The organism is Acinetobacter sp. (assembly GCF_041911495.1).
In the GTDB taxonomy this organism is placed as follows: Bacteria; Pseudomonadota; Gammaproteobacteria; order Pseudomonadales; family Moraxellaceae; genus Acinetobacter.
In genome coordinates this window covers 56871-80220 of sequence record NZ_JAYROT010000038.1, presented here as the reverse complement: position 1 = coordinate 80220, position 23350 = coordinate 56871, and the positions used below count along the sequence as shown (strand labels likewise).

The 23350-nt window shown below is 42.5% G+C and carries 24 protein-coding genes; 10 read left to right on the top strand and 14 right to left on the bottom strand.

The features are described from left to right. Positions 1–15: 15 nt before the first annotated feature. The 8 genes from ruvX to ACE3PQ_RS04955 form a co-directional block, all read right to left on the bottom strand. Positions 16–477: a Holliday junction resolvase RuvX gene (gene ruvX, locus ACE3PQ_RS04990; RefSeq protein ID WP_374295750.1), complete on the bottom strand. Its 462-nt coding sequence runs from the start codon at positions 475–477 to the stop codon at positions 16–18. Further along, positions 470–1036: a YqgE/AlgH family protein gene (locus tag ACE3PQ_RS04985; protein WP_374295748.1), complete on the bottom strand. Its 567-nt coding sequence runs from the start codon at positions 1034–1036 to the stop codon at positions 470–472. The genes ruvX and ACE3PQ_RS04985 overlap by 8 nt, the downstream gene beginning before the upstream one ends. A 164-nt stretch (positions 1037–1200) precedes the next feature. Continuing rightward, positions 1201–2877: a DNA repair protein RecN gene (gene recN / locus ACE3PQ_RS04980; protein WP_374295747.1), complete on the bottom strand. Its 1677-nt coding sequence runs from the start codon at positions 2875–2877 to the stop codon at positions 1201–1203. A 184-nt stretch (positions 2878–3061) separates the two neighbouring features. Next, on the bottom strand, positions 3062–3319 hold the full coding sequence (locus ACE3PQ_RS04975) for a hypothetical protein (RefSeq protein ID WP_374295744.1): 258 nt from the start codon (positions 3317–3319) through the stop codon (positions 3062–3064). A gap of 38 nt (positions 3320–3357) precedes the next feature. Beyond that, complete coding sequence (locus ACE3PQ_RS04970) at positions 3358–3930, bottom strand: M23 family metallopeptidase (protein WP_298890226.1); 573 nt, start codon at positions 3928–3930, stop codon at positions 3358–3360. A gap of 39 nt (positions 3931–3969) precedes the next feature. Further along, positions 3970–5109, bottom strand: coding sequence for an A/G-specific adenine glycosylase (mutY, locus tag ACE3PQ_RS04965; RefSeq protein WP_374295742.1), 1140 nt, complete (start codon positions 5107–5109; stop codon positions 3970–3972). 184 nt (positions 5110–5293) lie between these two features. After that, positions 5294–5512, bottom strand: a complete 219-nt coding sequence (locus tag ACE3PQ_RS04960) for a dodecin family protein (RefSeq protein ID WP_241570312.1) — start codon at positions 5510–5512, stop codon at positions 5294–5296. 564 nt (positions 5513–6076) lie between these two features. Continuing rightward, entirely contained in the window at positions 6077–7432 is a 1356-nt protein-coding gene (locus tag ACE3PQ_RS04955; RefSeq protein WP_374295740.1) for an alpha/beta fold hydrolase, read from the bottom strand. Positions 7433–7854: 422 nt separating this feature from the next. On the opposite strand from ACE3PQ_RS04955, the gene parE reads away from it, so the two are divergent. Continuing rightward, entirely contained in the window at positions 7855–9735 is a 1881-nt protein-coding gene (gene parE, locus ACE3PQ_RS04950) for a DNA topoisomerase IV subunit B (protein WP_374295738.1), read from the top strand. 23 nt (positions 9736–9758) lie between these two features. Here parE and ACE3PQ_RS04945 read toward each other — a convergent pair whose 3' ends face one another. Next, on the bottom strand, positions 9759–10154 hold the full coding sequence (locus ACE3PQ_RS04945) for a hypothetical protein (RefSeq protein WP_374295736.1): 396 nt from the start codon (positions 10152–10154) through the stop codon (positions 9759–9761). 14 nt (positions 10155–10168) lie between these two features. Here ACE3PQ_RS04945 and ACE3PQ_RS04940 point away from each other — a divergent pair, with 14 nt between their 5' ends. Then, complete coding sequence (locus ACE3PQ_RS04940; RefSeq protein ID WP_241570308.1) at positions 10169–10429, top strand: TonB-dependent receptor; 261 nt, start codon at positions 10169–10171, stop codon at positions 10427–10429. 188 nt (positions 10430–10617) lie between these two features. After that, positions 10618–11013, top strand: a complete 396-nt coding sequence (locus ACE3PQ_RS04935) for a hypothetical protein (RefSeq protein ID WP_374295733.1) — start codon at positions 10618–10620, stop codon at positions 11011–11013. A 115-nt stretch (positions 11014–11128) separates the two neighbouring features. Here ACE3PQ_RS04935 and pyrE read toward each other — a convergent pair whose 3' ends face one another. Continuing rightward, on the bottom strand, positions 11129–11779 hold the full coding sequence (gene pyrE, locus ACE3PQ_RS04930; protein ID WP_374295731.1) for an orotate phosphoribosyltransferase: 651 nt from the start codon (positions 11777–11779) through the stop codon (positions 11129–11131). Positions 11780–11833: 54 nt separating this feature from the next. Here pyrE and ACE3PQ_RS04925 point away from each other — a divergent pair, with 54 nt between their 5' ends. Further along, positions 11834–12655 (top strand): exodeoxyribonuclease III, encoded by an 822-nt coding sequence (locus tag ACE3PQ_RS04925; protein WP_374295729.1) that lies wholly within the window; start codon positions 11834–11836, stop codon positions 12653–12655. A gap of 24 nt (positions 12656–12679) precedes the next feature. On the opposite strand, the gene ACE3PQ_RS04920 is transcribed toward ACE3PQ_RS04925, so the two are convergent. Beyond that, positions 12680–13453, bottom strand: a complete 774-nt coding sequence (locus ACE3PQ_RS04920) for an IS5 family transposase (protein ID WP_374295820.1) — start codon at positions 13451–13453, stop codon at positions 12680–12682. A 371-nt stretch (positions 13454–13824) separates the two neighbouring features. On the opposite strand from ACE3PQ_RS04920, the gene creB reads away from it, so the two are divergent. The 6 genes from creB to ACE3PQ_RS04890 all read left to right on the top strand — a co-directional run bounded on the left by creB (position 13825) and on the right by ACE3PQ_RS04890 (position 19703). Then, a complete protein-coding gene (gene creB, locus ACE3PQ_RS04915) occupies positions 13825–14550 on the top strand; it encodes a two-component system response regulator CreB (protein ID WP_374295727.1) in 726 nt (241 codons plus the stop codon). A gap of 418 nt (positions 14551–14968) precedes the next feature. Beyond that, positions 14969–15427, top strand: a complete 459-nt coding sequence (locus tag ACE3PQ_RS04910; RefSeq protein ID WP_374295725.1) for a DUF441 domain-containing protein — start codon at positions 14969–14971, stop codon at positions 15425–15427. Between the two features lie 45 nt (positions 15428–15472). Then, positions 15473–16204 (top strand): aspartate/glutamate racemase family protein, encoded by a 732-nt coding sequence (locus ACE3PQ_RS04905; protein WP_374295724.1) that lies wholly within the window; start codon positions 15473–15475, stop codon positions 16202–16204. Positions 16205–16219: 15 nt separating this feature from the next. Beyond that, complete coding sequence (creC, locus tag ACE3PQ_RS04900) at positions 16220–17725, top strand: two-component system sensor histidine kinase CreC (protein WP_374295722.1); 1506 nt, start codon at positions 16220–16222, stop codon at positions 17723–17725. Between the two features lie 120 nt (positions 17726–17845). Next, complete coding sequence (creD, locus tag ACE3PQ_RS04895; RefSeq protein ID WP_374295720.1) at positions 17846–19252, top strand: cell envelope integrity protein CreD; 1407 nt, start codon at positions 17846–17848, stop codon at positions 19250–19252. A 133-nt stretch (positions 19253–19385) separates the two neighbouring features. Next, positions 19386–19703, top strand: a complete 318-nt coding sequence (locus tag ACE3PQ_RS04890) for a hypothetical protein (protein ID WP_374295718.1) — start codon at positions 19386–19388, stop codon at positions 19701–19703. 25 nt (positions 19704–19728) lie between these two features. Here ACE3PQ_RS04890 and ACE3PQ_RS04885 read toward each other — a convergent pair whose 3' ends face one another. The 3 genes from ACE3PQ_RS04885 to ubiE form a co-directional block, all read right to left on the bottom strand. Continuing rightward, positions 19729–21348 (bottom strand): ABC1 kinase family protein, encoded by a 1620-nt coding sequence (locus ACE3PQ_RS04885; RefSeq protein ID WP_374295715.1) that lies wholly within the window; start codon positions 21346–21348, stop codon positions 19729–19731. A gap of 28 nt (positions 21349–21376) precedes the next feature. After that, a complete protein-coding gene (locus tag ACE3PQ_RS04880; protein WP_374295713.1) occupies positions 21377–22072 on the bottom strand; it encodes an SCP2 domain-containing protein in 696 nt (231 codons plus the stop codon). A gap of 145 nt (positions 22073–22217) precedes the next feature. After that, a complete protein-coding gene (gene ubiE, locus ACE3PQ_RS04875; protein WP_374295711.1) occupies positions 22218–23165 on the bottom strand; it encodes a bifunctional demethylmenaquinone methyltransferase/2-methoxy-6-polyprenyl-1,4-benzoquinol methylase UbiE in 948 nt (315 codons plus the stop codon). Positions 23166–23350 lie beyond the last annotated feature (185 nt).

Sequence of the window (23350 nt, the reverse complement as noted above, 5' to 3'; positions counted from 1 at the left end):
ATGAAGTTTTATCATTTATGGCGTAACACCGTGCGGCTCACGATACCAACTTTCTAATAATAATCCAGCCGCCAAACTGTCCGCCTGAATACGCTTTGCTTGACCTTGTGCGTGCAGATTTGCCAAGTCTTGCCGTGCATCTCGGGTGGTCAGGCGTTCATCAACCATCCATGTGTCGATATTGGTTTGATGGCGTAGACGACGAGCAAACTTCCGTGCTCGACGAGATAAATCTGATTCTGAATCATCCATATTGAGTGGTAAGCCGACTAAGAAAAGGTTGGGTTGCCATTGCTTGACGATTTTTAACAGCTCATCCCAGTTGGGAATGCCATCTTTCATGGGGAAGAGTGCCAGTGGATTGCTGTTTTGTATCAAGCTTTGACCCACAGCGATGCCCATTTTCTGCGTACCAAAGTCAAATGCCATAATGGTTTGTGCAGTTACGTTCATATCTAGCGTATCTGAATCAGGCATGACCAATCTCATCGGCAAGCCAAATTGGATTGACTCCGATTTTTTCATAAGCCGCATTCCAGCGCAGGTCATACGGTAGATTAAAAATCAAATCCATATCCGCAGCGCAGACTAACCAATCGCCACGAGCGATTTCTTCTTCAAGCTGTTGTTTGCCCCAACTGGCATAGCCCAGTGCGACTTGATATTGATCGACACCTTCATTGTGGGCGATGGCATCGAGAATATCCTTACTGGTAGTGATGCAGACATTTTCCCCAATCGCAATTGAGGAGTGCCACGTTGGTTGTCCTGTATGGAGTACAAAACCCGCCTCAGGACGGATAGGACCACCATGAAGTACCGCATGTGGATTGACATGATCGGCATCAATATCTAGATCGTTAAGAAGTTCACGAATTTGTAGCGAGGATGGGCGATTGAGGATAATACCTTGTGCGCCGTCGGCATCATGACGCGCTAAGTAAATCACACTGTGCGCAAAAAAATCATCTGCCAAATGTGGTGGTGCAATTAAACAACGATGTTTTAGGTATTGTTTGGAAAATTGTTTTGCCACCCATTCAATCTCCTTTTAAGAAATTTTTTATAGAATCAAAAAGTTTGTACTTCCAACATACTCGACGTGCGCGAGAAAGCCAATGCTTTTTGGTAATCTAAACCCTAGATTATGAAGAAAATTAGCGTAATGAATAAAAAATAAACGACGCTAAGAAATTGGTACTACTTCGAGGAAAATTTCAGCTCTCGAAGTTGTCTAGCATGTTGTAGCGTGGTGTCGTTGATCTCTACACCGCCTGACATGCGTGCCAATTCATGAATACGCTCAGCTTCATCCAAAACGAGAATGGTACTACTGGCAGGATCGGTTTGTTGTTTTTTGACGAGTAAATGTTGATCCGACTGTGCTGCGACCTGTGCCTGATGAGTAATACAGAGGATTTGTACATGATCGGCGAGATTTGCCAGAAGGCGACCGACGATCTCCGCTGTCCCACCACTAATCCCGACATCAATCTCATCAAATACCAACACCTCAGCATCGGCTTTGCTGGCATTCATCACTTGCATGACTAAGGCGATCCGAGACAGTTCACCACCCGACGCAACACGTGCTAGCGGTTGTGGTGGAATGCCTTTATTCGCACTAAACAATAATTGAATCGCACTCAGACCTTCTGCATTCGGGGTGTCAAAAAGTTGAAAATCAAATTTGAACAATGCTTCAGGCAGTGCCAAAGGTTTTACTTGTTCACTTAATTTCTGCGCAACATCATCTGCAACGGCTAAGCGTGCATCATTGAGTTGCTCTGCGTCATTTAAGAAAGTCTGTTCAAGCTCTGCGACATGTTCAGCCAATTTCTCAGGATTATCCAAAAAATTCAGTTGCTCGAGTTCAGCTTGCCAAATCGCTTGTTGTGCGATGAGTTCATCAGGTTGAATGCGATATTTACGTGCAAGGCGATGGAACTGTTCAAGCTGTTGATTCAGGGTTTCCATGCGTTCAGGATCGAAACTTTGCCGATCAACGAATTGACGTAGTGTTGCACTGGCATCTTCCAGTTCACTTTGTGCATTGACGATGCTGTTGTAGACCTGTTCAAGCTGTGGACTGCGAGATTGTTGCGCTTCGGCACGGCGTAAAACATTGCCAAGTTCTTGGAGTAAATTTTGCTCTGACTCATCCAGTGCATACATGATCGAAGCACAGTCTTGCATCATGGTTTCATGATGGCTCAAGCGATCGTATTCTTGCTCGATGTCTTGATAATTAATCTCTAATAATGGTTCAACATCTTCAAGCTGTTGTTCAAGCAGTGTAATCTGTGTGGCGCGCGTATGCTGTGCATCCAGTGCAGATTGATATTGTTTGGCGGCTTTTTGCCATGCTTGATGCGCCTGTTTGACTTGTGCCGCCTGTGCTTGCAGTCCGCTATAACGATCCAGCCAACGCTTCGGATAAGGTGGGTCGAGCAGTTGTTGCTGACTATGTTGGCTATATAGAAGTACCAATAGGCGACCTAAAGTTTTTAACTCTGTTAGGCTAGTTGGGCGACCATTAATCCATGCTTTGCTACGACCTGTAGAGAAGATCACTCGACGAATCACGATCTCGCCTGACTCATTTTCGAGTTCATGGTCTTCGAGCTCATGCTCTTTGAGCCAAGACTGTTCAGGACTGTTTGCTTGATAGCCAAATGTTGCAATGACTTCCGCTTTTTCTTTGCCATAACGTACTTGTGTGGCATCACTACGCTCACCTAAACATGCCGAAAGCGCATCAAGTAATAAAGATTTCCCTGCACCAGTTTCACCCGTTAGGACGTTGAAACCTTGATGAATTTCAAGTTCGAGATGGTCGGCAAGGGCAAAATCAATAAGTGTGATGTGGCTAAGCATAGGCGACTAATTTTCTAAATACGGATTGTGATTGTGTGAGTTTTTGGATCAGTTCTTTGGATGAGCAATCGTTCAGACTGCCTAAACCAACCACTTTATACTACTGTATTTTGTTGAAAAAATGATATGTCCAGCTGTGAAGATTTGAAAAAATCTCAGTAAAATTTACATTCGTTACTTTTATTTAATCATTCAAATGAAAAACTGCCCAGGTATCATTTTGATTATCCCAATAGAATAACTCTGCGGTGATTAAGTCTTGATGCGTGATCCACTGATCTTTACCCACTTTATCCGAATAGCCTGAGCTGATGAGTAGGGCTTCGTCAGTGATCTCCATCACCCAACCTTGAATGATTGAGCCATTTGCTAGTTGGATTTTTTGTTGATTGCCTGCTTCGGCAAATGCAATCAGACGCTCAACAAGCTGTTCAGTATTCATATCGTTTGATTTTTAACAATTGGAAAATTCAAAGTATTTTAGCGCAAATAAGGATATGGATTCACAGCATTACGCCCCTTACCCCCCAAATAAATCCCATAATGTAAATGTGGTGCGGTACGACTTGCATTGCCTGTGCTACCAACATAGCCGATCAAATCACCTTTGCTCACGCTATCACCGACTTCCAAGCCACGTTTGTGCTTTTGTAGGTGTGCATAATAATGCCATGAGCCCGCAGGTCCTCTAATCCAAATCACTTTGCCACCCAAGCGATTATCTTTCATATCCGCGATGATGCCTGATGTGGTGCTAAACACTTTGGTGCCATGTTCTGCCATGATATCGATGCCTTCATGAGTTCGACCACTACTGCGAGATGCGCCCCATGTGTCACGTAATGCCTTGCGAGATACACCATTCACAGGGACAGGAAGACGAGTTGCCAAGTTTTGGCGTTGCAGTTGTTGCACTTTGGATGGATCAAGTGGCGTGCGCTTCACTGGTTTTGAGGCACAACCAACGACCAATATGGCTAAAGTAAAAACTGTAAAAAGATGAATCAGTCGCTTTTGAATCTTGAAGTGATAAATTTGAAAAAATCGCAACATGATTTGAACATCCTTATTTCTAATTTGGCAGTATTTTGCCTAACTCTCTCTGAAATGATTAACGACTTTTTGCATCGCAGTAGGAATCGCTACACTTTCTAGGTCTTGTATAGCATAAAATTGCGCTGAAAACTGTTGCTGTAATTGTTTCGCTTGATCTGCTGCAACGATAAAACGATGACAATTTAAAAGCCAAGTAAAATGGGTAAATTGATGTTTAATCTGCACGGTATCAGATGCTTGTAAGTTATATTTTCCAATCAGAATTTTAAATTCATCTTCCTGCGCATTGGTTTTCTCACGGCTTTGCTCAATGATTGGTAAACAATGTAGTCCACCCCAAATGCCTTGCTCAGGGCGTTTGTACCATAACCATTGTTGCTCAAACTCGATGATCAGTACATCAGCGTGTTTAATCGGAACAGCTTTTTTCACTTTTTTCTGTGGAAAATCAAGAACCCGATCTTGTGCGAAAGCTTGGCAATCTGTCTGCATCGGACAGTACATACACAGCGGTTTTTTGGGTGTGCATAATGTTGCGCCAAGATCCATGATTGCTTGCGTATATTCTGCATGGTCGGTTTCTGGAACGAGTGCAGTGGCAAGTTGCCAAAGCAATTTCTCATTTTTTGAGCTACTCAAATCACCTGAAATGGCAAAGAAACGAGATAGCACACGCTTCACATTGCCATCTAGAATGACACCAAACTGTCCTAAACCGAGTGACATCAGTGCGCCTGCGGTTGACCGACCTACACCTGAAAGCGCCATCCAACCGTCTAGATCACGTGGCAAACTCCCTTGCGAAATCAATTGTTGAGCGGCTTTATGTAGATTGCGAGCACGTGCGTAATAGCCCAAACCTGCCCAATACGGTGCAACCTCGTCCCATTCTGCTTTTGCCAAATCTTGCACCGTCGGAAAACGCGCCATAAAACGATCAAAATAACGTAACACAGTTTTCACTTGAGTTTGCTGAAGCATGATCTCCGATACCCACACTTTGTAGGGATCATCTTTGACTTGCCACGGTAGATCGTGGCGACCATGCTGTGCAAACCATTTCAGTAAATTTTGGCTAAAAATCTGTTGATAATGCGCACTGTCTGTAGTCACGTTGGCAACAAGTTGTGCGAATTCATTGTTTGGATTTTCTGGCTGAATAAGGCGATTTGGCATGAATTAAAAGGAAATTGCATTGATCAAATGAAATATTGGTAAAATTTTATCATGCTTTAAATAGAGAAATTGAAATCATAAAAAATGAGCATAAAAGACCGCACACACAAAAACGGGCGCAAAAAACCGAGCATAGTGCTCGGCTTAGATTATCTGTGATTCTATAACATAAATCACGTACAACTTATTTTAAATCATCATCGCCATCAATCACAAAGCTAACGATCATCATCACATTGTAGCTTGTGATGGTGCCATCTTTGATACGGACTTTTTGCTCTTTGATCCACGCACCTTCGACATTTTTCACCGTCTTATTGACACGTGCAATACCTTGCTGAATAGCATCTTCAAAACTCTTGCTTGAGCTACTACTAATCTCAACATTCTTAGCAACTGACATGATACAACTCCTTGTTTTATGATCAAAAAATAAAAATCAGAGAATGAGTTAAAAATTGACTGTTTAGATATGTGTTGAAGTAATGCCAAGACATTTCATCTTGGGACAAAACAACGTGGTACAAAAATTAAACTAACAGGAATCGCAAAGTTTTAAAAAATATAAGATGTAAAGGGCGTAACAATGCACAATAGTTGTGCTGTGCTTTGGTAATTTTTTAACCTGAGTTCGAAAAGTTATGTCGTGCATGGTTTTAAAAAGCTGAGCATTTTAGGCAAGGTCTTGAGGTTTATACTCGTATTACGGGATTAACCTTCGGTTCGACCTACTTTCCTTTCGGGGAAAGTAGGCAAAGCCATTTGTCAGTCGCAAACTCGGTCATACACTAAAATTTATCCAATGCTTTGAAGAACGTCACTTTGCGAAATTTATCCTGTCCTCGAACAATGCGACTGACGTTACCACGAATCAGATAGATTTTACTCATCTCATGGAGAACTGAGACTACTCAAAAACGATCAATTTTAAAAAAATCAGGCGAAAAGCCTGATTTAATGAACTGCATTAGGTTTCGGCGATTCCTGCCATTTCATACATCGCTTTACTTTGTACGTGTTCATGCTCTGCTTGGGTAAGGTTTTCGATCCGATGTGATGATTCAGACAAATTCTCAGGATAAAACCAGCGTGTGATTTGTTCCGCAACCTGTGAGTGGTACTGAATTTCCATATGGTTTAAACCATAGAAAACCGCTTTGTGTGGCTCAGGCACATTTAGTTGATATTTTGGATTTGGATGTTCACCGAGTGCACTACTGACACTCACCAAATAGTCGCCAACCACTTCCAAAGCTTTGGATTGTTTTGGCTTGGTTTCAATAGTGCCAGCGACCAAGAAGCTATTAATACGGCTTGGTAAGGGTGCTGTTTTACGCACATCGGTCAGCGTACCTGTACGGACTTCAAGGTGTTCCCAATCGTCATCACGGACACTACCGTAGCGTAAGTCGAGAATACCGTCGCTTCGAATCTGCGTCAGGCGACCAATACGATTGAGAATCGGGAAACGCCCTAAACGATCTTGAAGCATAAAGCCAAGGCGCTCAAGCACAGCACCATGATGCGGTGAGCCGATACAGACCAAATTGCCAACTTTGTTGATCCAATGGTGTACGTTTTGTTTACCGTAGAACAGCGCACTGCGTGATACTAGACCGCCCATACTATGACCAATCAGATCGATACTGGTAATCTCAGGATTTCGTTGCAACAAGTCTTCGATCTGACGTGCTAAAGTTTTGCCATTGGCAGAAATGCGACGTCCAGTGTTGTAGTTCAGATAGATGATGGTGTTGTTATCACGCTGAGCAAGTAGGTGCTCACCAATGCCTGCGTGACTACCTTTCGCCCAAGTCAGGTGATTCATACATAGACCATGTACCAAAATGACCACACGACCTTTGAGGTCGCCACTTTGCAATTGCCCATAGTGATCATAAAACACCATCGGTAGGGCGATCGGGTTGTGATGACTACGCAGATAGTTACCCATCACACCATTAATTGCACCAACGACATAATGCATCGCAGGCGACATGGTTTTTTCTTGAAGCTTGGGGAAACGAAAATTGATATGGCGCAAAGCAGGCGCCAAGATGTGCGTCCCATAGTTTTGTGCAAAGCCATAACCATGACGAAACATCTGTTGTACTAATGGTTTTTCTAAAATTCGGTTGGATTGTTCTTGGGTAAAGCCCAAAGTCTTGAGAAACACTTCACGATGGATCATCTGCATAGTATCGTGAATACCAAGTAAGTTCACCGTTACCAACTGTGCCAAACCTTCAAGTACATCGGCTTGATGTGGTGGTGTAGAATCCCAACGGCAGTAGGTTTCTTGTAACGGTGTTAAGCTTGCCATAGTGTATCCTCGGCGGTTTGTGAGGCTTTTGCACGTCCTTTATGCAAAGTCACAAATCTTATTTTCGATCTGTCCAATTTCTTTTATATCGCATTCACTCCGATCATAAAGTGATTCTTGTTAGACAATATCTCTTGTCAAAATGACAAATTACATTGATCAACATCTATGCGATATGTTGCATATGCTTGAATATAACACGTTCTCGGCTTTCGGCAAGTTCGACTAAAGTGTTTATGTAAAAAGAGAAATTTGCCTGAACAATAATGAAAAATAACCGACAAAAAGCGCAATAAGCAGTCAAGATTTGTCGTGCTAAAACGAGCAAATCGTACAAACACTTTTAAAAGCTTAAAAATTACTGTAAAAATACGCACAGTATTGAAAAAACAGTTTCCGCCTTTTAAAGGAATAAGCATAACGTGTCATATACCGCCCAATCACTCGAAGTCTTATCTGGTCTTGATCCTGTACGTCGTCGTCCAGGCATGTATACCGATACCACTCGACCAAACCATTTGGCGCAGGAAGTGATTGATAATGCGGTTGATGAGGCACTTGCAGGACACGCTAATAAAATCAAAGTCGTGGTACATGCAGATGGTTCATTGTCCGTTGAAGATAATGGACGTGGTATGCCTGTCGATATTCACCCTGAATATGGGCAAAGTGGCATTGAAATTATCCTGACCAAACTGCACGCAGGTGGTAAGTTTAGCGATAAAAATTACGAATTCTCAGGTGGTTTGCACGGTGTTGGTATTTCAGTTGTCAATGCGCTCTCTACGCAAGTCAACGTCACGGTTCAGCGTGATGGCAATCTCTATAAAATGGACTTTGCTGATGGTGAGCCGACCCAGCCATTGCAAGTGTTCGAAGGCAAAGCGCCAAAACGTACCACAGGGACAACGGTTCATTTCTTACCGAATCCAAAATATTTTGATAGTCCGAAATTCGCCTTAAAAGCACTCAAACATAATCTCAAAGCCAAAGCGGTACTCGCTGCGGGCTTGCATATCGAATATTTCGATGAAATTAACAATGAAAAAATCGAATGGCAATTTGAAAATGGCTTGCTCGATTATCTTCGAGATGAAGTGCAAGACCGAGATATTCTTCCTGAAATTCCCTATGTATCGAGTGGTAAAGTCGATAAATCGAGTTGTGAATTTGCTATTTGCTGGAATGTCGAAGGTGGTGAAGCCATCCAAGAAAGCTATGTTAATTTGATTCCAACTGCGCAAGGCGGCACACATGTCAACGGCTTGCGTTCGGGCATTACCGATGCACTGCGTGAGTTTTGTGAATTGCGCAGTTTGCTCCCAAGAAATTTAAAAATTTCCCCTGAAGATGTTTGGGATGGCGTGAACTTTATTCTGTCGTTAAAATTCCAAGAGCCACAATTCTCTGGTCAAACCAAAGAACGTCTATCGAGCCGTGAAGCTGCAGGGATTGTACTGAACATTGCCAAAGATGCTTTTGCACTGTGGCTGAATCAATATCCTGACATCGCCACACAACTTGCCGAGCTTGCCATTGCCAAAGCAGGACGACGACTCAAAGCCGCAAAAAAAGTTGAACGTAAAAAAATCACTTCAGGACCTGCATTACCAGGGAAATTGGCAGATTGTGCAGGATTAACCCGTGAAGATTCAGAGCTGTTCATCGTCGAGGGTGATTCTGCGGGCGGAAGTGCCAAGCAAGCTCGTGATAAGAATTTCCAAGCGATCATGCCGATACGAGGTAAGATTTTGAATACTTGGGAAGTCGCTTCGGATGAGGTACTCGCTTCACAAGAGGTGCATGATATTGCGATTGCGATTGGTGTCGATCCGGGTAGTGATGATCTGTCCGAGCTACGCTATGGCAAAGTCTGTATTCTTGCTGATGCGGACTCGGATGGATTGCATATTGCGACCTTGCTCTGTGCTTTATTCGTGCGCCATTTTCCAAGTTTAGTGGAAGAAGGGCATCTGTATGTTGCCATGCCACCGCTATATCGGATTGATATTGGTAAAGATGTGCATTATGCGCTAGATGATGATGAGCTAGATGGCATCTTGAAAAATGTCAAAGGCAATAAAAATCCGCAAATTACCCGATTCAAAGGATTGGGTGAGATGAATGCGATTCAACTGCGTGAAACGACGATGGATCCCGATACACGTCGTTTGGTGCAACTGGATTTGGATGATATTCACTTTACCGCAAGTTTACTGGATAAGCTACTTGCCAAAAAGCGTGCACCAGATCGTAAGCAGTGGCTTGAGCAAAAAGGCAATTTGGCGGATATAGGGATTTGAGTTACAACAGGATTCTCTGTGTTTTAACGCATTATCACCAACAACACTGCAACAAGGAAAACCACCACAGCAATCATCATCCATTTATTGCTCGACGATTTGGTCATATCCTCTACATCTGCTTGCTGTTGCACAGGCTCAGAGTTCCCATGTTGTGCAGATTGAAGGCTAAAACTGCTACTTAGATGATGTGATGTAATCGTCTGACCTTCTTCGTGGTTTTTAGCATCATTAATTGCTTCTTTAACCCAATGATCTTGCTTGGCTTTATCTTGAAAAAATGCTTCAACATTGGCAAAACTTTTATGATAAAAATGCGCCATGATTTCATCCCATCTAGGATGTGTTTCATCAATCTGTTCTTTGCCAACATTTTCAAAAAGCACATAAAGCTGACGTGTGCCGTGTTTAATGCGCAAAGTTTTGAATTCACATGGCGCATGGGTTTCATACAGCTCCAGGGGTGAATTATCAGAGCGAGCAAGTTTTTTCTAGATATAGTGCAATCTCAGCAACTCAGCCTGCATTTGCTTTAGTGAACTTGATGGCGAGCTACCCGATCAATGAAAAATTGACCGTTTCTGCAAATGCTTATAATGTTTTAGATGAAAAATATTATTCGTATGTGACCGCAACATCGAATCGTTATGGTGAACCACGTAATTATGCGTTGACGCTACGTTATAAGTTCTAACATAGATTTGATTTAAGCTGAACATGCAAAATACCCAAACCACCGTGTTTGGGTATTTTGTTTCATTGTGATGAAGAAATAAAAGGACTGTTAAGTAAATTAGACTAAGCAGTTCTGTATAATTACTAGACATTTTTTCACAGTGACCTATCATTAAGGCATTGCTAACTCTTGTCAGGTAATTTGCCATGAAACTCCAACAAAACACGCTTCTCTCCCTTGCATTCTCATTCGTTGCAACTTTTGCGACAAGCCAAGCATTCGCAGGTGCTGCAGATGGTTATTGGGCTTTTGATAAAGTCGAAGATGGCATTGCCAATGTGACTGAGCTTCGTAATGGTAAAATCACCATGTATGCGTTCGACTGCGAAGATGACTCAAATGAAGCCATTGACCAAGAAGAATATGACTACACCGTAAACGGCAAAAATGTCGAAATCCGTGAAGATGGTGAAGTGACGCAAACCTTGACCATTAATACCTTGAGTGCGACAGATTTGATTCTTGAGCAGAGTTTACCAGAGGGTAAATCTGCACAGCTTAAATATAAGCGTATCGAAAAATTGGCACCTGTTTGCTCATAAGTTTTCAAAATATACGCTCCGCTTAATATCGTTGAGCATATAAAAAAACCACAGCCGAACCATCGTGCTGTGGTTTTTGATTTTTAGATCATCGATTCTTAAAAATTAAAAATCCTTAAATTCCATACTGCTTACGATATGCCTGCATATTTTCCAAAGATGCTGTTTCGCCTTTTTGATCCAAATAATCCATTAAATCCTTCATGGTAATCAAAGCATGAACTGGAATGTTCAGCTCTTTTTGCACTTCTTGAATCGCAGACAATTCACCTTGACCACGTTCTTGACGGTCTAAAGCCACTAATACGCCAGCGATTTCAGCACCTGCATTTTTCAAAATCGTCACCACTTCACGAATCGCTGTGCCTGCAGTGATCACATCATCAATGATCCAAACTTTTTTCCCTGCAACGCTTGCACCCACCAAGACGCCACCTTCGCCATGATCTTTGGCTTCTTTGCGGTTAAATCCCCACGGCACGCTTTTTTGATGATTCTGCGCCAATGCAACAGCGGTCGCTGCCACAAACGGAATGCCTTTGTACGCAGGTCCAAAGATCACTTCGACATCTTCACATTGCATCAGTTGATCGGCATAACCATTGGCAAGTAATGCCAAAGCCTCACCATCATTCAGTAAGCCCGCGTTGAAGAAATATGGGCTGACACGACCAGACTTTAAGGTAAATTCGCCGAACTTGAGCACACCACCGGATAATGCCAATTCGATAAATGCTTGGGCTTGAAAAGTATTGATCGTCGTCATGTGTTATGCTCCAATTTTTAACCATGTGAATCTGAAATAAGGATACTGCTCGGCATGATACCAAAGGATAGCTATCCAAGTGAGACAAAAATTTTACGTGTCGTTTCAATCAACGTGAATGGACTACGTTCGGCGCATAAAAAAGGCTTTTTTGAATGGCTCGAACAGTCCGAAGCCGATGTGGTCTGTATGCAAGAAACACGCATCAGCGAACATCAATGGACGGATGCCTTTAAACCTGAGGGTTGGCATGTGCACATGTTTGAAGCGCAAAAAGCAGGCTATGCAGGCACGGCGGTGTATAGTCGTCTGCCTTTTGTCAGCGTCACTAATGGTTTAGGTTTTGAGCTTGCCGATACACAAGGACGTTTTGTCAGTGCCGAGTTTGATTTAGGTCTACCTGAAAATGTTTTTATCTGCTCATTGTACTTGCCATCTGGCTCATCGGGTGATGAGGCGCAAGCTCGCAAAGATCATTTCCTTGAGCAATATCAACAAATATTAAGTGATTGGCGCAAACAAAATAAATCCATCATCGTCTGTGGTGATTACAACATCGTGCATAAGCGCATCGACATTAAAAACTGGTCAGGCAATCAAAAATCGTCAGGCTGTCTACCGCATGAGCGTGCGTGGCTTGATCATATTTATGATGATTTGGGTTATGTCGATACTTTCCGTGTGGTACGTGATGAAGCGGAGCTGTATTCGTGGTGGTCGAATCGAGGGCAGGCTCGTGCCAATAACGTCGGTTGGCGCATTGATTATCATGCTTGCTCTCCAGATTGGAAAGACCGCACCGTCAATGCTTGGGTGTATAAAGAGCAATGGTTTAGCGACCATGCACCTGTGATTATTGATTATAAAATTGATTAACACAGATTAGGGTCTGTTGACATTTCATAAAGGCAACCAAATATAGATACAAGCCAAAGCGACAGCACTTTTAAAGTTACGCTTTAGCTTATCAAATCGCGTAGAAATTCCTCTAAAATGCTTTAATCGACAAAACGCATTCTCTACTAAGTGTCTGATTTTATATAGATACCAGTCCATATGGTCATTGTTCGATTGCGTATTAGACTTTCTAGGAATATTTGCTTTGGTATTCGTATTTTGAATCTGTACTCTCAAATATTCAGAATCATATCCTTTATCTGCGCACATCGTTTCAGTTTCAGTAAGGTCTAATTGCTGAACTAAGATTGGCGCAACTTTCATATCATGAGTTGTCCCATCAGAAATTATAAACTCAATAGGATTACCATTAGAATCAACAGCCAAATGGATTTTTGAACTATTACCACCAATACTTTTTGAAATATCCTGATCTTTTATTCCTGAAGAATGTTGGTGTGCTCTCACGTGACTCCCATCAATGAATATCCATTCAATATCTGCATTATTAGCAAATAACTTAAATATTTTCATTAATTTATGATTATTAGACCAACGATTATATTTTTGAAATATTGAGTTTGAATTACCAAATTCTTGAGGTAAATCACGCCAAGGACAACCTGTTCTTATACGAAACAGTATAGCTTCTACAATATTTCTCAAATTTGGTTTGAGATAAATATTAAATTGAAGGAAAATGTTTTGTATCTTTGACCAATGTTGATCATTTAGCTTTGTGCGAGGCTTAGCGAGTGTAAACTTGGGTTTGGCGATTTAATTTTACTATCTCGCTATTTTTTTATACAACAAATGTCAACAGACCCTAGTTTTGTTGAAAACGATGGTTGAAATGTCACCAAATGCGAAACCATCGGTTTAATTTTACATTTTGGCATGGATTTTTTTGTAAAAATGCTTACACTAAGTCCATTCATATTTTATCCGAATATGAGTGATTGAGACTGATCCATCGCCTCGATCAATGCGTCCTGTAGTGTTGTGTTGTATCCCGTCATGATTTTACAGGGCACGGTTATCTCAAAAGCCGTATTGATTCTAAAAAATAATTTCTAAAAGAAAGATCACTTGTGAAAACCAGCCGTTTTACTTAATCTTAAAATCATTATTCCTCAAACAAATCTCTTATGACCACTGCCAAACAGATACTCTATGTCGAAGATGATGCTGCCATTGTCATGCCATTAAAATATGCGCTAGAGCGTGAAGGTTGGCAAGTGACTTGGGTCAGTCAAGGGCGGTTGGCATTGGCGGAAACACAATCTCGCACTTTTGATTTTATTATTCTCGATGTGGGTTTGCCTGATATTGATGGCTTCGAAGTCTGTAAACAACTGCGTCAATATTGCCATACGCCGTTACTATTTCTGACTGCTCGTGATGATGAGATTGATCGGATCGTTGGGCTAGAAATTGGTGCCGATGATTATTGTCATAAGCCATTTAGCGCAAGGGAAATTATTTCTCGGATTAAATCGGTTTGGCGACGCATGCAACTTTCGCACAATTCTGTATCAGTAAATTCACCCACAACAGCCTCCGTAGAGATTGTTCAAGAACAACAATCCGTTTGGCAATGTCATCCCGAGCGTTTGCAGATTTTATATTTTGGCGAAGCCTTGCAATTGACTCGTTATGAATATGGTTTACTGAAATTTTTGATTGATCATCCGAGTCAGGTGTTTAGTCGTCAGCAGTTGATGGATCAAGTTTGGGAGCATCCTGATCATAGTCTTGATCGGACAGTGGATACGCATATCAAAAGTCTACGTGCCAAGCTGAAAAAGGTCCGTAGCGAATTAGAGCCGATTCAAACGCATCGTGGCTTTGGCTATAGTTTAGAATTGCAATAAATTACAGCAATTAAAATTAGCCTGACTTCGATTAATTATGAGATGTATAGTATTGAAAAGCATAATATTTTAGACAAGGTTTTGCAGTTTATGCGCCTATTTTGGGATTAACCTTCGGTTCGAGTTACTTTTCTTTCGGGAAAAGTAACCAAAACCATTTGTCAGTCGCAAACTCGGTTATATGCTGAAATTTATCCAATACCTTGAAAAACAGGAATTTACCAATGCTATTCTGCCCTCGAACAGTGCGACTGACGCTCCCACGTAGCATACGGTTTTTAATCATCTGATGCCTAATTATTAAGGTTAAAATTATCAAAGTGATCGAACTAACAAAGTATTACGCTGAAGTCGAATAGCGGTTTAGATCGCATTCACGCATAATATCGGCTTCCTGCTCAGTATTTCATTTTTAATCATGTTTTTTCTTTCCACACATGCGATTTCTTTGTTGCTCCTTGTTTTTATTGCTTTGGGTGTGATTAGCCATAACTCCTCGATCACTATTGCTTCGGCAGTTTTACTGATCGTGTTGCATACGCCGTTGGTGCAGTATGCGCCGATGATGGAAAAGTATGGTTTGCATCTTGGCATTATCATTCTGACTATTGCCGTATTGTCACCTTTGGTCAGTGGCAAAATCCAAGCCGAAGACATGATGCAAGTCTTTACCCACTGGAAAACCATGGTTGTGGTGATCGTTGGGGTGTTGGTGGCTTGGCTTGGTGGACGAGGTGTGACCTTGATGGTTGATCAGCCGACGGTGGTGACAGGGCTATTGGTCGGGACGATTATTGGCGTGACCTTTTTTCGTGGAGTGCCTGTGGGTCCATTGATTGCGGCGGGAATTGTTTCAGTGCTATTGTGGACGAAATAATCAATTCAGCGTCGTCTATGATTTGACAATGCGATGGAGTAAAACATGAAAACCATCGGACTGATTGGCGGAATGAGTTGGGAATCGACACAGCTTTATTATCAATTCATCAACCGCAAACTGAAGCAACAGCTTGGTGGTTTAAACTCTGACAAAGTGATGATCAATCGTGTTTATTTCGCCGAAGTCGCTGAATACCAACAACAAAACCGTTGGCAGGATGCAGGCGAAGCATTGGCTGAAAATGCAAAACAACTGCAACGTGCCGATGCCGATATGGTGCTGATTTGCGCCAATACCATGCACAAAGTTTACGATCAGGTACAGTCTGCGCTAGACATTCCTGTGCTACATATGGCGGACTGTGTTGCAAAAGCCATTGTACAAAAAAATCTCAACACTGTGGCTTTGCTCGGCACCAAATATACCATGCAACTGCCGTTTTATCGGGAACGCTTGGCAATGCACGGCATTCATGCCATGACCCCTGATGAGGCAACCCAAGATCAGTTGCACCAGATCATTTATCAAGAGCTGTGTTTAGGGATTGTGAATGCAGAGTCTGCAAAAAAATTCCAAAGTATGATTGACGATTTAAGCGCTCAAGGTGCGCAAGGAATCATTTTGGGTTGCACCGAATTGGTCTTGTTGACTGAACAATTGGAGTTAAACACAGCCATTTTCGATTCAGCGCAGATTCATGCGGAAGCGGCAGTGGATTTGGCGTTGGGAAATGCAAAATTCAGTGATTTTTCGGTCACAGAAACGCTGACTTAGTACGAGAAAAATAGCATGTCGATCTTTGTGCGCATTTGGTTTTTCTTTAGCCTGATTTTGATCGTGGTGCTGTGGTTTATGCTTTACACCATCAATCAGCAGATTAAACCCAACGTGCGCCAAGTGGTTGAAGACACGCTTGCGGAAAATGCCAATATCGTGGCGCAACTGATCGCCGAAGACGTGCATTCGGGCTATGTCAACACGCCTGAGTTTAATGTAAAAATTCAACATGCCTTATCTCGTGATTTACATGCGCAGATTTGGCAACACAGCAAAAATCAAATTCATCAGCAGATTTATATTACCGATGCGAAAGGCATTGTGCTGTATGACTCGACAGGTGTGGGCACGGGACAGGATTATTCGCAGTGGAATGATGTCTATCTGACCCTGCGAGGGCGTTACGGCGCACGTTCGACTCGTACCAATGTCGATGATGAACAAAGTAGCACCATGTATATTGCGGCACCGATTATTTATGATAGTCAGCTCATTGGTGTGGTCAGTCTAGGCAAGCCCAATTTTTCCGTACAGCCGTATATTAGCCGTGCGCAAAAGCATTTCTTAGAAAAAGCCATTTGGGTGGCGATCATCAGTCTGCTGTTTGCTAGTATCGTGGCATGGTGGTTGAGACGTAGTATTGATCGGGTGCGCCGTTATGCGCAGGCACTTGCACCTGTCAATGAAGCACCGCATTTTTATTCCGCCAAAGAGCTGAATCAAGTCACCCAAGCTGTGACCGAAATGCGTGAAAAGCTCGAAGATCGTGCCTATGTCGAGCATTATGTCAATACGCTCACCCATGAGCTAAAAAGTCCACTGACGGCAATCCAAGCCAGCGCAGAGATTTTACAAGACCCATTACCATTCGATCATCAACAACATTTTGCCCGTAATATCGAAGAGCAAAGTAAGCGCCTGCGTGATTTGATTGATCGCATGTTACTCCTCACTCGTTTGGAAAAATCAGCGAAGAAATTTGAACGAGAACGGCTGAATCTTTCTGTGCTTATCGAAAATTTAATCGAGGCACAGGGTAGTCGGATTCAACAGAAAAAAATCCAGTTGATACAACAGATTCAGCCAAATTGTGAATTAAACAGCGACGCCTTTTGGCTCAAACAAGCGGTGAATAATGTCTTGGATAATGCCCTAGATTTTACGCCAAATGAAGGCGTAGTGATCGTGCAACTCACTGAGCAAGAGCATCATTTTCAGATCGTTCTGTTTAATCAAGGCACATTGATTCCTGACTTTGCCATGACGCATATTTTTGAGCATTATTATTCTTTGCCTCGCCCTGAGACCCAGCAACGTAGTTCGGGCATTGGCTTGACCATTGTTCAGCAAGTTTTGGATGGCTCGGGCGGAACGATTCAGATTAAAAATGTTGAATCCTTGCAAAATCATACCAATTCGCCTTTTGAAGCTAGTGTGCTTTCAGCCATTACTGAAAATAATGCTCATGTTAAAAATCTACAAGGCGTTCTGGTGGAGATTCAACTAAAAAAATCCTAAACTGAAATTGCATTAGCCAGAAGTTCACCAAAAAATCACCTTTTCCACATTAAGCACTCCTAAAAAACACATGTCATCTTCCGAAAATATAACTGTCAAATAACTACAGTGGGATGTGTCATGAAACAACGTCAACTCTTTTTAAAACTTTTTATCTTGGGTGCTTTGCTCGGTTTGTTTGCGCTAGGGCTGAGCTTTGTTAATTATATTGTTTATGAACGGGAGGGTTATCAAAATCAAGTGGTGCGGGAGATCGAGCGCAATCAAATCGACTCACAGCGATTGGTTAGTCCATTTATTACTGTGCCGTATACGCAGATGGTGGCATGTGATTATCGGGAAAATCCAGCGCTGAAAGATAAGCTCTGTGCTGAGTCAGGCGAACAACTGTTTTTCCCTGAACAGATCGACTGGGATGCTAAGTTTGATGTCAGTGATGAGAAGTATCGGCGCACGATTTATGCTGCTATCAGTTATATGGCGACTTTAAAAAGTCAGGGGAAATTTCGTCATGTGAATGAACAGGTGGTCACAGCAAATCAGCGCACACTGGATTGGCAGTCGGCTCGATTTGTATTACCGATTAAAGATTTACGTGGTGTGCATCAAAAGCCGATTTTGACCATCGGTGGGGAAAAGCGCCAACTTGATTTTTCTGAATATCAAAAGACAGGTTCTGGTGGTGGCATTTCTTATCTGAGTGTGGCTTTACCGAATCTTAGTCTGAATGATTTTGATTTTACGTTGGATATGAGTCTAGAGGGTTTGCAGGTGTTTAGCCTCGTGCCCACCACTGAAAAAACCACATTTAATGCCACAGGGAATTGGGCAGATGCCAAATACTTTGGCGATAGCCTGCCAACTCAGAACAGTTCATTTGATCAGCATTTTAGTGCCAAATGGCAGAGCATCACACTGGGCTATCAAAACCGCCAAGACTATATGCGCTGTTGGAATGCGATGAACTGTAGTCAATACAATCATCAGAGCAGTGACTACTATGAAGACAAGACGGGCGAAGTTTTGTCTGAAGCATCAGGTTTTGCGGTGGAATTTATCGAACCAGTGAATGTTTATAGTCAGACCGATCGTGCGATTAAATACGGCTGGATGATTACTTTAATCACCTTTGCCAGTTTTTTCTTGTTCGAAAGCCTGAAAGGCTTAGCGATTCACCCGATCCAATATCTGCTGGTCGGAATTGCACAGTCGGTATTTTTTCTGCTGTTACTTTCCTTTAGTGAGCAATATAGCTTCCTCAGCGCCTACAACATCGCCGCCATTGCCTGTATTGGCTTGATCGGTTGGTATCTGCGCTTTGTGATGGGCAAATGGCTTCATGCAATTTTGTTTAGTGTGCTGTTGGGCAGTCTGTATGTGGTGATGTATGTGCTCCTACAATCTGCGGAAAAAACCTTCTTTATGGGTTCGATCTTTGCCTTTGTACTGGTGGCTGCAGTGATGTTTATTACCCGAAATGTGGATTGGTATCAGATGCGTCTGAAACATCCCAAGTCGAACGGTTAAGCGAAAGTTACTCAACCAAAATCATTAAACCGAAATCATTAAACCAAAATCATCAATTCAAAATTAAAAAATGTGTGCTGTATGACCAATTCGACATACAGCACACCTCAGGATTGAATCAAAGGATAAAGTCATGAATCATATCGCCAATCATTTCATGCAAAGCAATTCACACAGCATCAGTTCATACTACGCTAATTCAAATCAGATCATGTCACTTTCACAGCGTCAATTGTCACAGCTTGGATTACACCAGCAACAACTCTTGCAAGTGTTGGCGTATGGCACAAGCAAAGCATTTTGTTTAAATATTTTACGAGTTAAACAGATTGATTTTTTAAACTTAGGTAGTGTGGTTTACTGCGCCAATTTAAACTTGCTCTTACAGTTTCGAGCACGGCGATTGGTGGGATTTCAGATTTTAAAATTCGATGTAAATTCAACATCCTAAGTGTAGATTCAAGGCAAATGATGGGTTAATTCATCACTCGCCAAATCGCCACCAATGCCGCCAAGATATAGAAAATAATACCAATAAATATCGGCGTAATCATGGCAAGGCTGAGTAGAAAAATAAAAACACTGCCAAAAATCCAATTACGTCGTTGTTGTTGCGCAACCTGTAATCGTAATGTTTGTAATTCACGGATTTGGCGATCGTGCCATACGGCTTGATTTTTCAGTCCATTGATGCTGTCGATCAACATACTTGGTAAGTCCTGCGCACCGAGTAACAGATCAGGAATTTGCTGTCCTAGCTCTTTGAGATTCTTGGCAGGATTCATTTGTTGTTTGACCCATTCGGTGAGAATCGGTTTTGCCAACTTCCAAATGTCGAGCTGTGGATAGAGGTCAGTGCCCAAGCCCTCGACATGCACTAAAGTTTTGAGCAATAGCATCAATTGCGGTGGAATTTCCAATCGGAAACGACGTGCAATATCCATGATTTGCAGCAGAATCCCCGCAAAATCAAGCTGATCCATCGGTTTGGATACCATTGGACCAACTGTGCGTCGCATCTCACGTGCCAAACCATCTTGATCGGTATCAGGCGGAATCCAACCTGCTTGATGCACGATCTGAATCAATTGCATAAAGTCGCTATTCATCACCGCAAGGAGCATCCGAGCAACAGTCATTTGATCGGCTTTGGACAGTTCGCCCATGATAGCGCAGTCGAGCGCAATATAGCGTGGGTTTTGCGGATTTAAGGTTTCAACAAAGACATTACCAGGGTGCATATCAGCATGGAAAAAGTTATCCCGAAAAACTTGGGTGAAAAAGATAGTTAAGCCTTTTTCCGCCAAATCTGCACGATCCATACCGAGTCGATCAAATGTTTCTGTGTCGGAAATCGGCACACCTGTGATGCGTTCAGCGACCATCACATCGGTACTATCCATATAGACTTCAGGCACATACATCATGCTTGAGCCAGTGAAGTAATGACGCATACGGCGAGTATTATCTGCCTCAATGGTCAGATCAAGCTCATTCAAAATCACCGCACGATATTCTTGAATAATCTCGCTAATATGCAAAGCACGAGCCGCTTCAAGGCGCTGCTCAAGCCAAGTACCAAGCCACGTCAAAATCTCAAAATCACGTAAAATCTGCTTGCGAATCTCAGGACGGGTGACCTTGACGATCACCTCTCGTCCATCATGAAACGCTGCGGTATGCACTTGCGCAATCGAGGCGGCAGCCAGTGGTTGCTCATCGAAGCGTTGAAATAAAGTATTTAGATCGGCTTTAAAGGCATCACTAATGCGAGTTTTAGCAACATCCACCGCAAAGGGTTTAACCTGATCTTGCAACAAAGTCAGTTGCGATAAAATCTCAGGCGGAATCAAATCACGGCGTGTCGAGAGCAATTGTCCCATCTTGATCGCCAATGGTCCCATGTCCTCTAAGGCTTGTTTTAACTTCAGTGGATTGCGCTTTTCACGAGATGACCACGCCGCAGGATTGGCACGAATCAACTTGACGATCTGGCGTGCTTTTGCAGGCAATTCATCGGCAGGAATCAGTGTATCCAAACGATAATGCGCCGCAATGCGCCATAGTTCTAAAAGTCGAGTCAGATGTGGCACCATACCGAGCAAATCCTAGTCTAATGTTTTTTCAATGGGGTTGATTATGTTCAGAGTCAGTTGAAAACCCTGCATTCAGTTCAGCCATTTTGGCTTCTAAGCGGTCTAAGGATTGATTGAGCTGACGGGTTTCTCGCTGTAAATCATCCATCTGCCATCGTGATGCAAATACGCCTGAATCTTCTCGAATACTGTCGCTAAACATAAACTCAGCGCTTTTCAATGTCTTGGCGAGATGGTTTGGCACATTCTGCACTTTGCCGAGCTCATGCGCAGCCGTTGCACCAATCCACGGACTTAAGCGTGAAGCCAGATCAATATCAAGCTGAGCAATGATTTCTTTTAAAGCAAAGAGCAAATGATAATCACCCTGCAATGGAACCGTACCGAGTTGATCACTATCTGTAGTAATGAGTTTGATCAATTCCACCACATTTTTCACATGCAAAGTGGCTGTGGCTTCCGTGACTTTTTCTGCATGATCAAATGGACGTTGCTCAAATATGCTCGGTTTAGAAAGATGCTTTTCTGCCTGTCCAAGCGCAGTTGGTTCAAGACGGATTTTACCTTGATCAAAAAACGTATCGACACTGAGCTGTGGCTGATCGATCACCACACGCAAGCATTGCCCGTGTAGTGCATCGAGCTTGAGTCGGGTGATGGCATCACTATTGATGATGCCATTGATGAGTTTTTCACATGCACCGAGCGCAAGGATTGACCACATGTCTTTATTTTTTCCCTTTTGAATGGAATGGCTTGTTGATTTATATAGTCTATGAAATTAATTTCTGATACAAGGCAACCGAGCGAAGGTGTACAGATAGTACTTCAAGCGAGGTTAACGCTGTAGCAGGATTTAAGTTCTCTGACTATAGTTTAAAGCCACGATGTACTGCCACTATACCACCGGTCAGATTGTGATAATCACACTGATCAAAGCCTGCATTTTGCATCATTTGTTTTAAGGTGTGCTGATCTGGGTGCATACGAATTGATTCAGCCAAATAGCGATAGCTTTCTGAATCATTGGCGACCAATTTCCCCATCACAGGCAAAGCGGTGAATGAATACAGATCATAGAGTTTTGATAATGGCTCAAAGATCGGTTTTGAAAATTCTAAAATCAACAAACGACCGCCTGGCTTGAGTACACGATACATCGCAGCCAGTGCCGCATCTTTATCCGTCACATTACGTAGACCAAAGCTGATGGTCAGGAGATCAAAACTATTATCAGCAAATGGCTCTAAAGTTTCGGCATTGGCAAGGACGAAATCGACATTGGTACAACCTGCATCAAGCAAACGATCACGACCGACATTGAGCATGGATTCGTTAATGTCTGAAAGCACCACATGACCAGTCTCACCGACTTCACGGCTAAATACTTTTGCCAAGTCGCCTGTACCGCCTGCGATATCGAGCACATGCTGACCACGACGTACACCTGACATTTGAATGGCAAAACGCTTCCAAAGACGATGAATACCAAAAGACATCAAGTCATTCATCAAGTCATATTTACTGGCAACGGAGTGAAAAACTTCTGCGACTTTTTGTTCTTTCTCTGTGCTATCGACAGTTTTGTAGCCAAAGTGCGTGGTTGCACCGACATTGCCTGTATTGGCACCACGAGGTAGGTTGTATTTTGGAATTGCGCCTGTATTGGTTTTACTTTCACCAACACCGCCAAGTAATTCTAAGCTTTGTTGCTGACCTTGTGGTGTGCCTTGTGGGAGTGTTTCAGTGAGAAATGGACTGGTCTTTTGCTGATTATTTTTATCATGGCTATCGCTGTTTTGATTGTCGCTAGACATATCGCACTCCTCAGGCGTTTTTAATACGGACATAAATAGATGTTGAAAAGATAACATAATCAAAGTCCATCAACATGCCTATATTTGCAAATTTGTGCAAGCAATCTACGCGCTGTTAGCAAGTTGTTGATGTAAACGACGATCATGACAAAATCAATCGCTGTGACCGTATCTCAATATTTTGA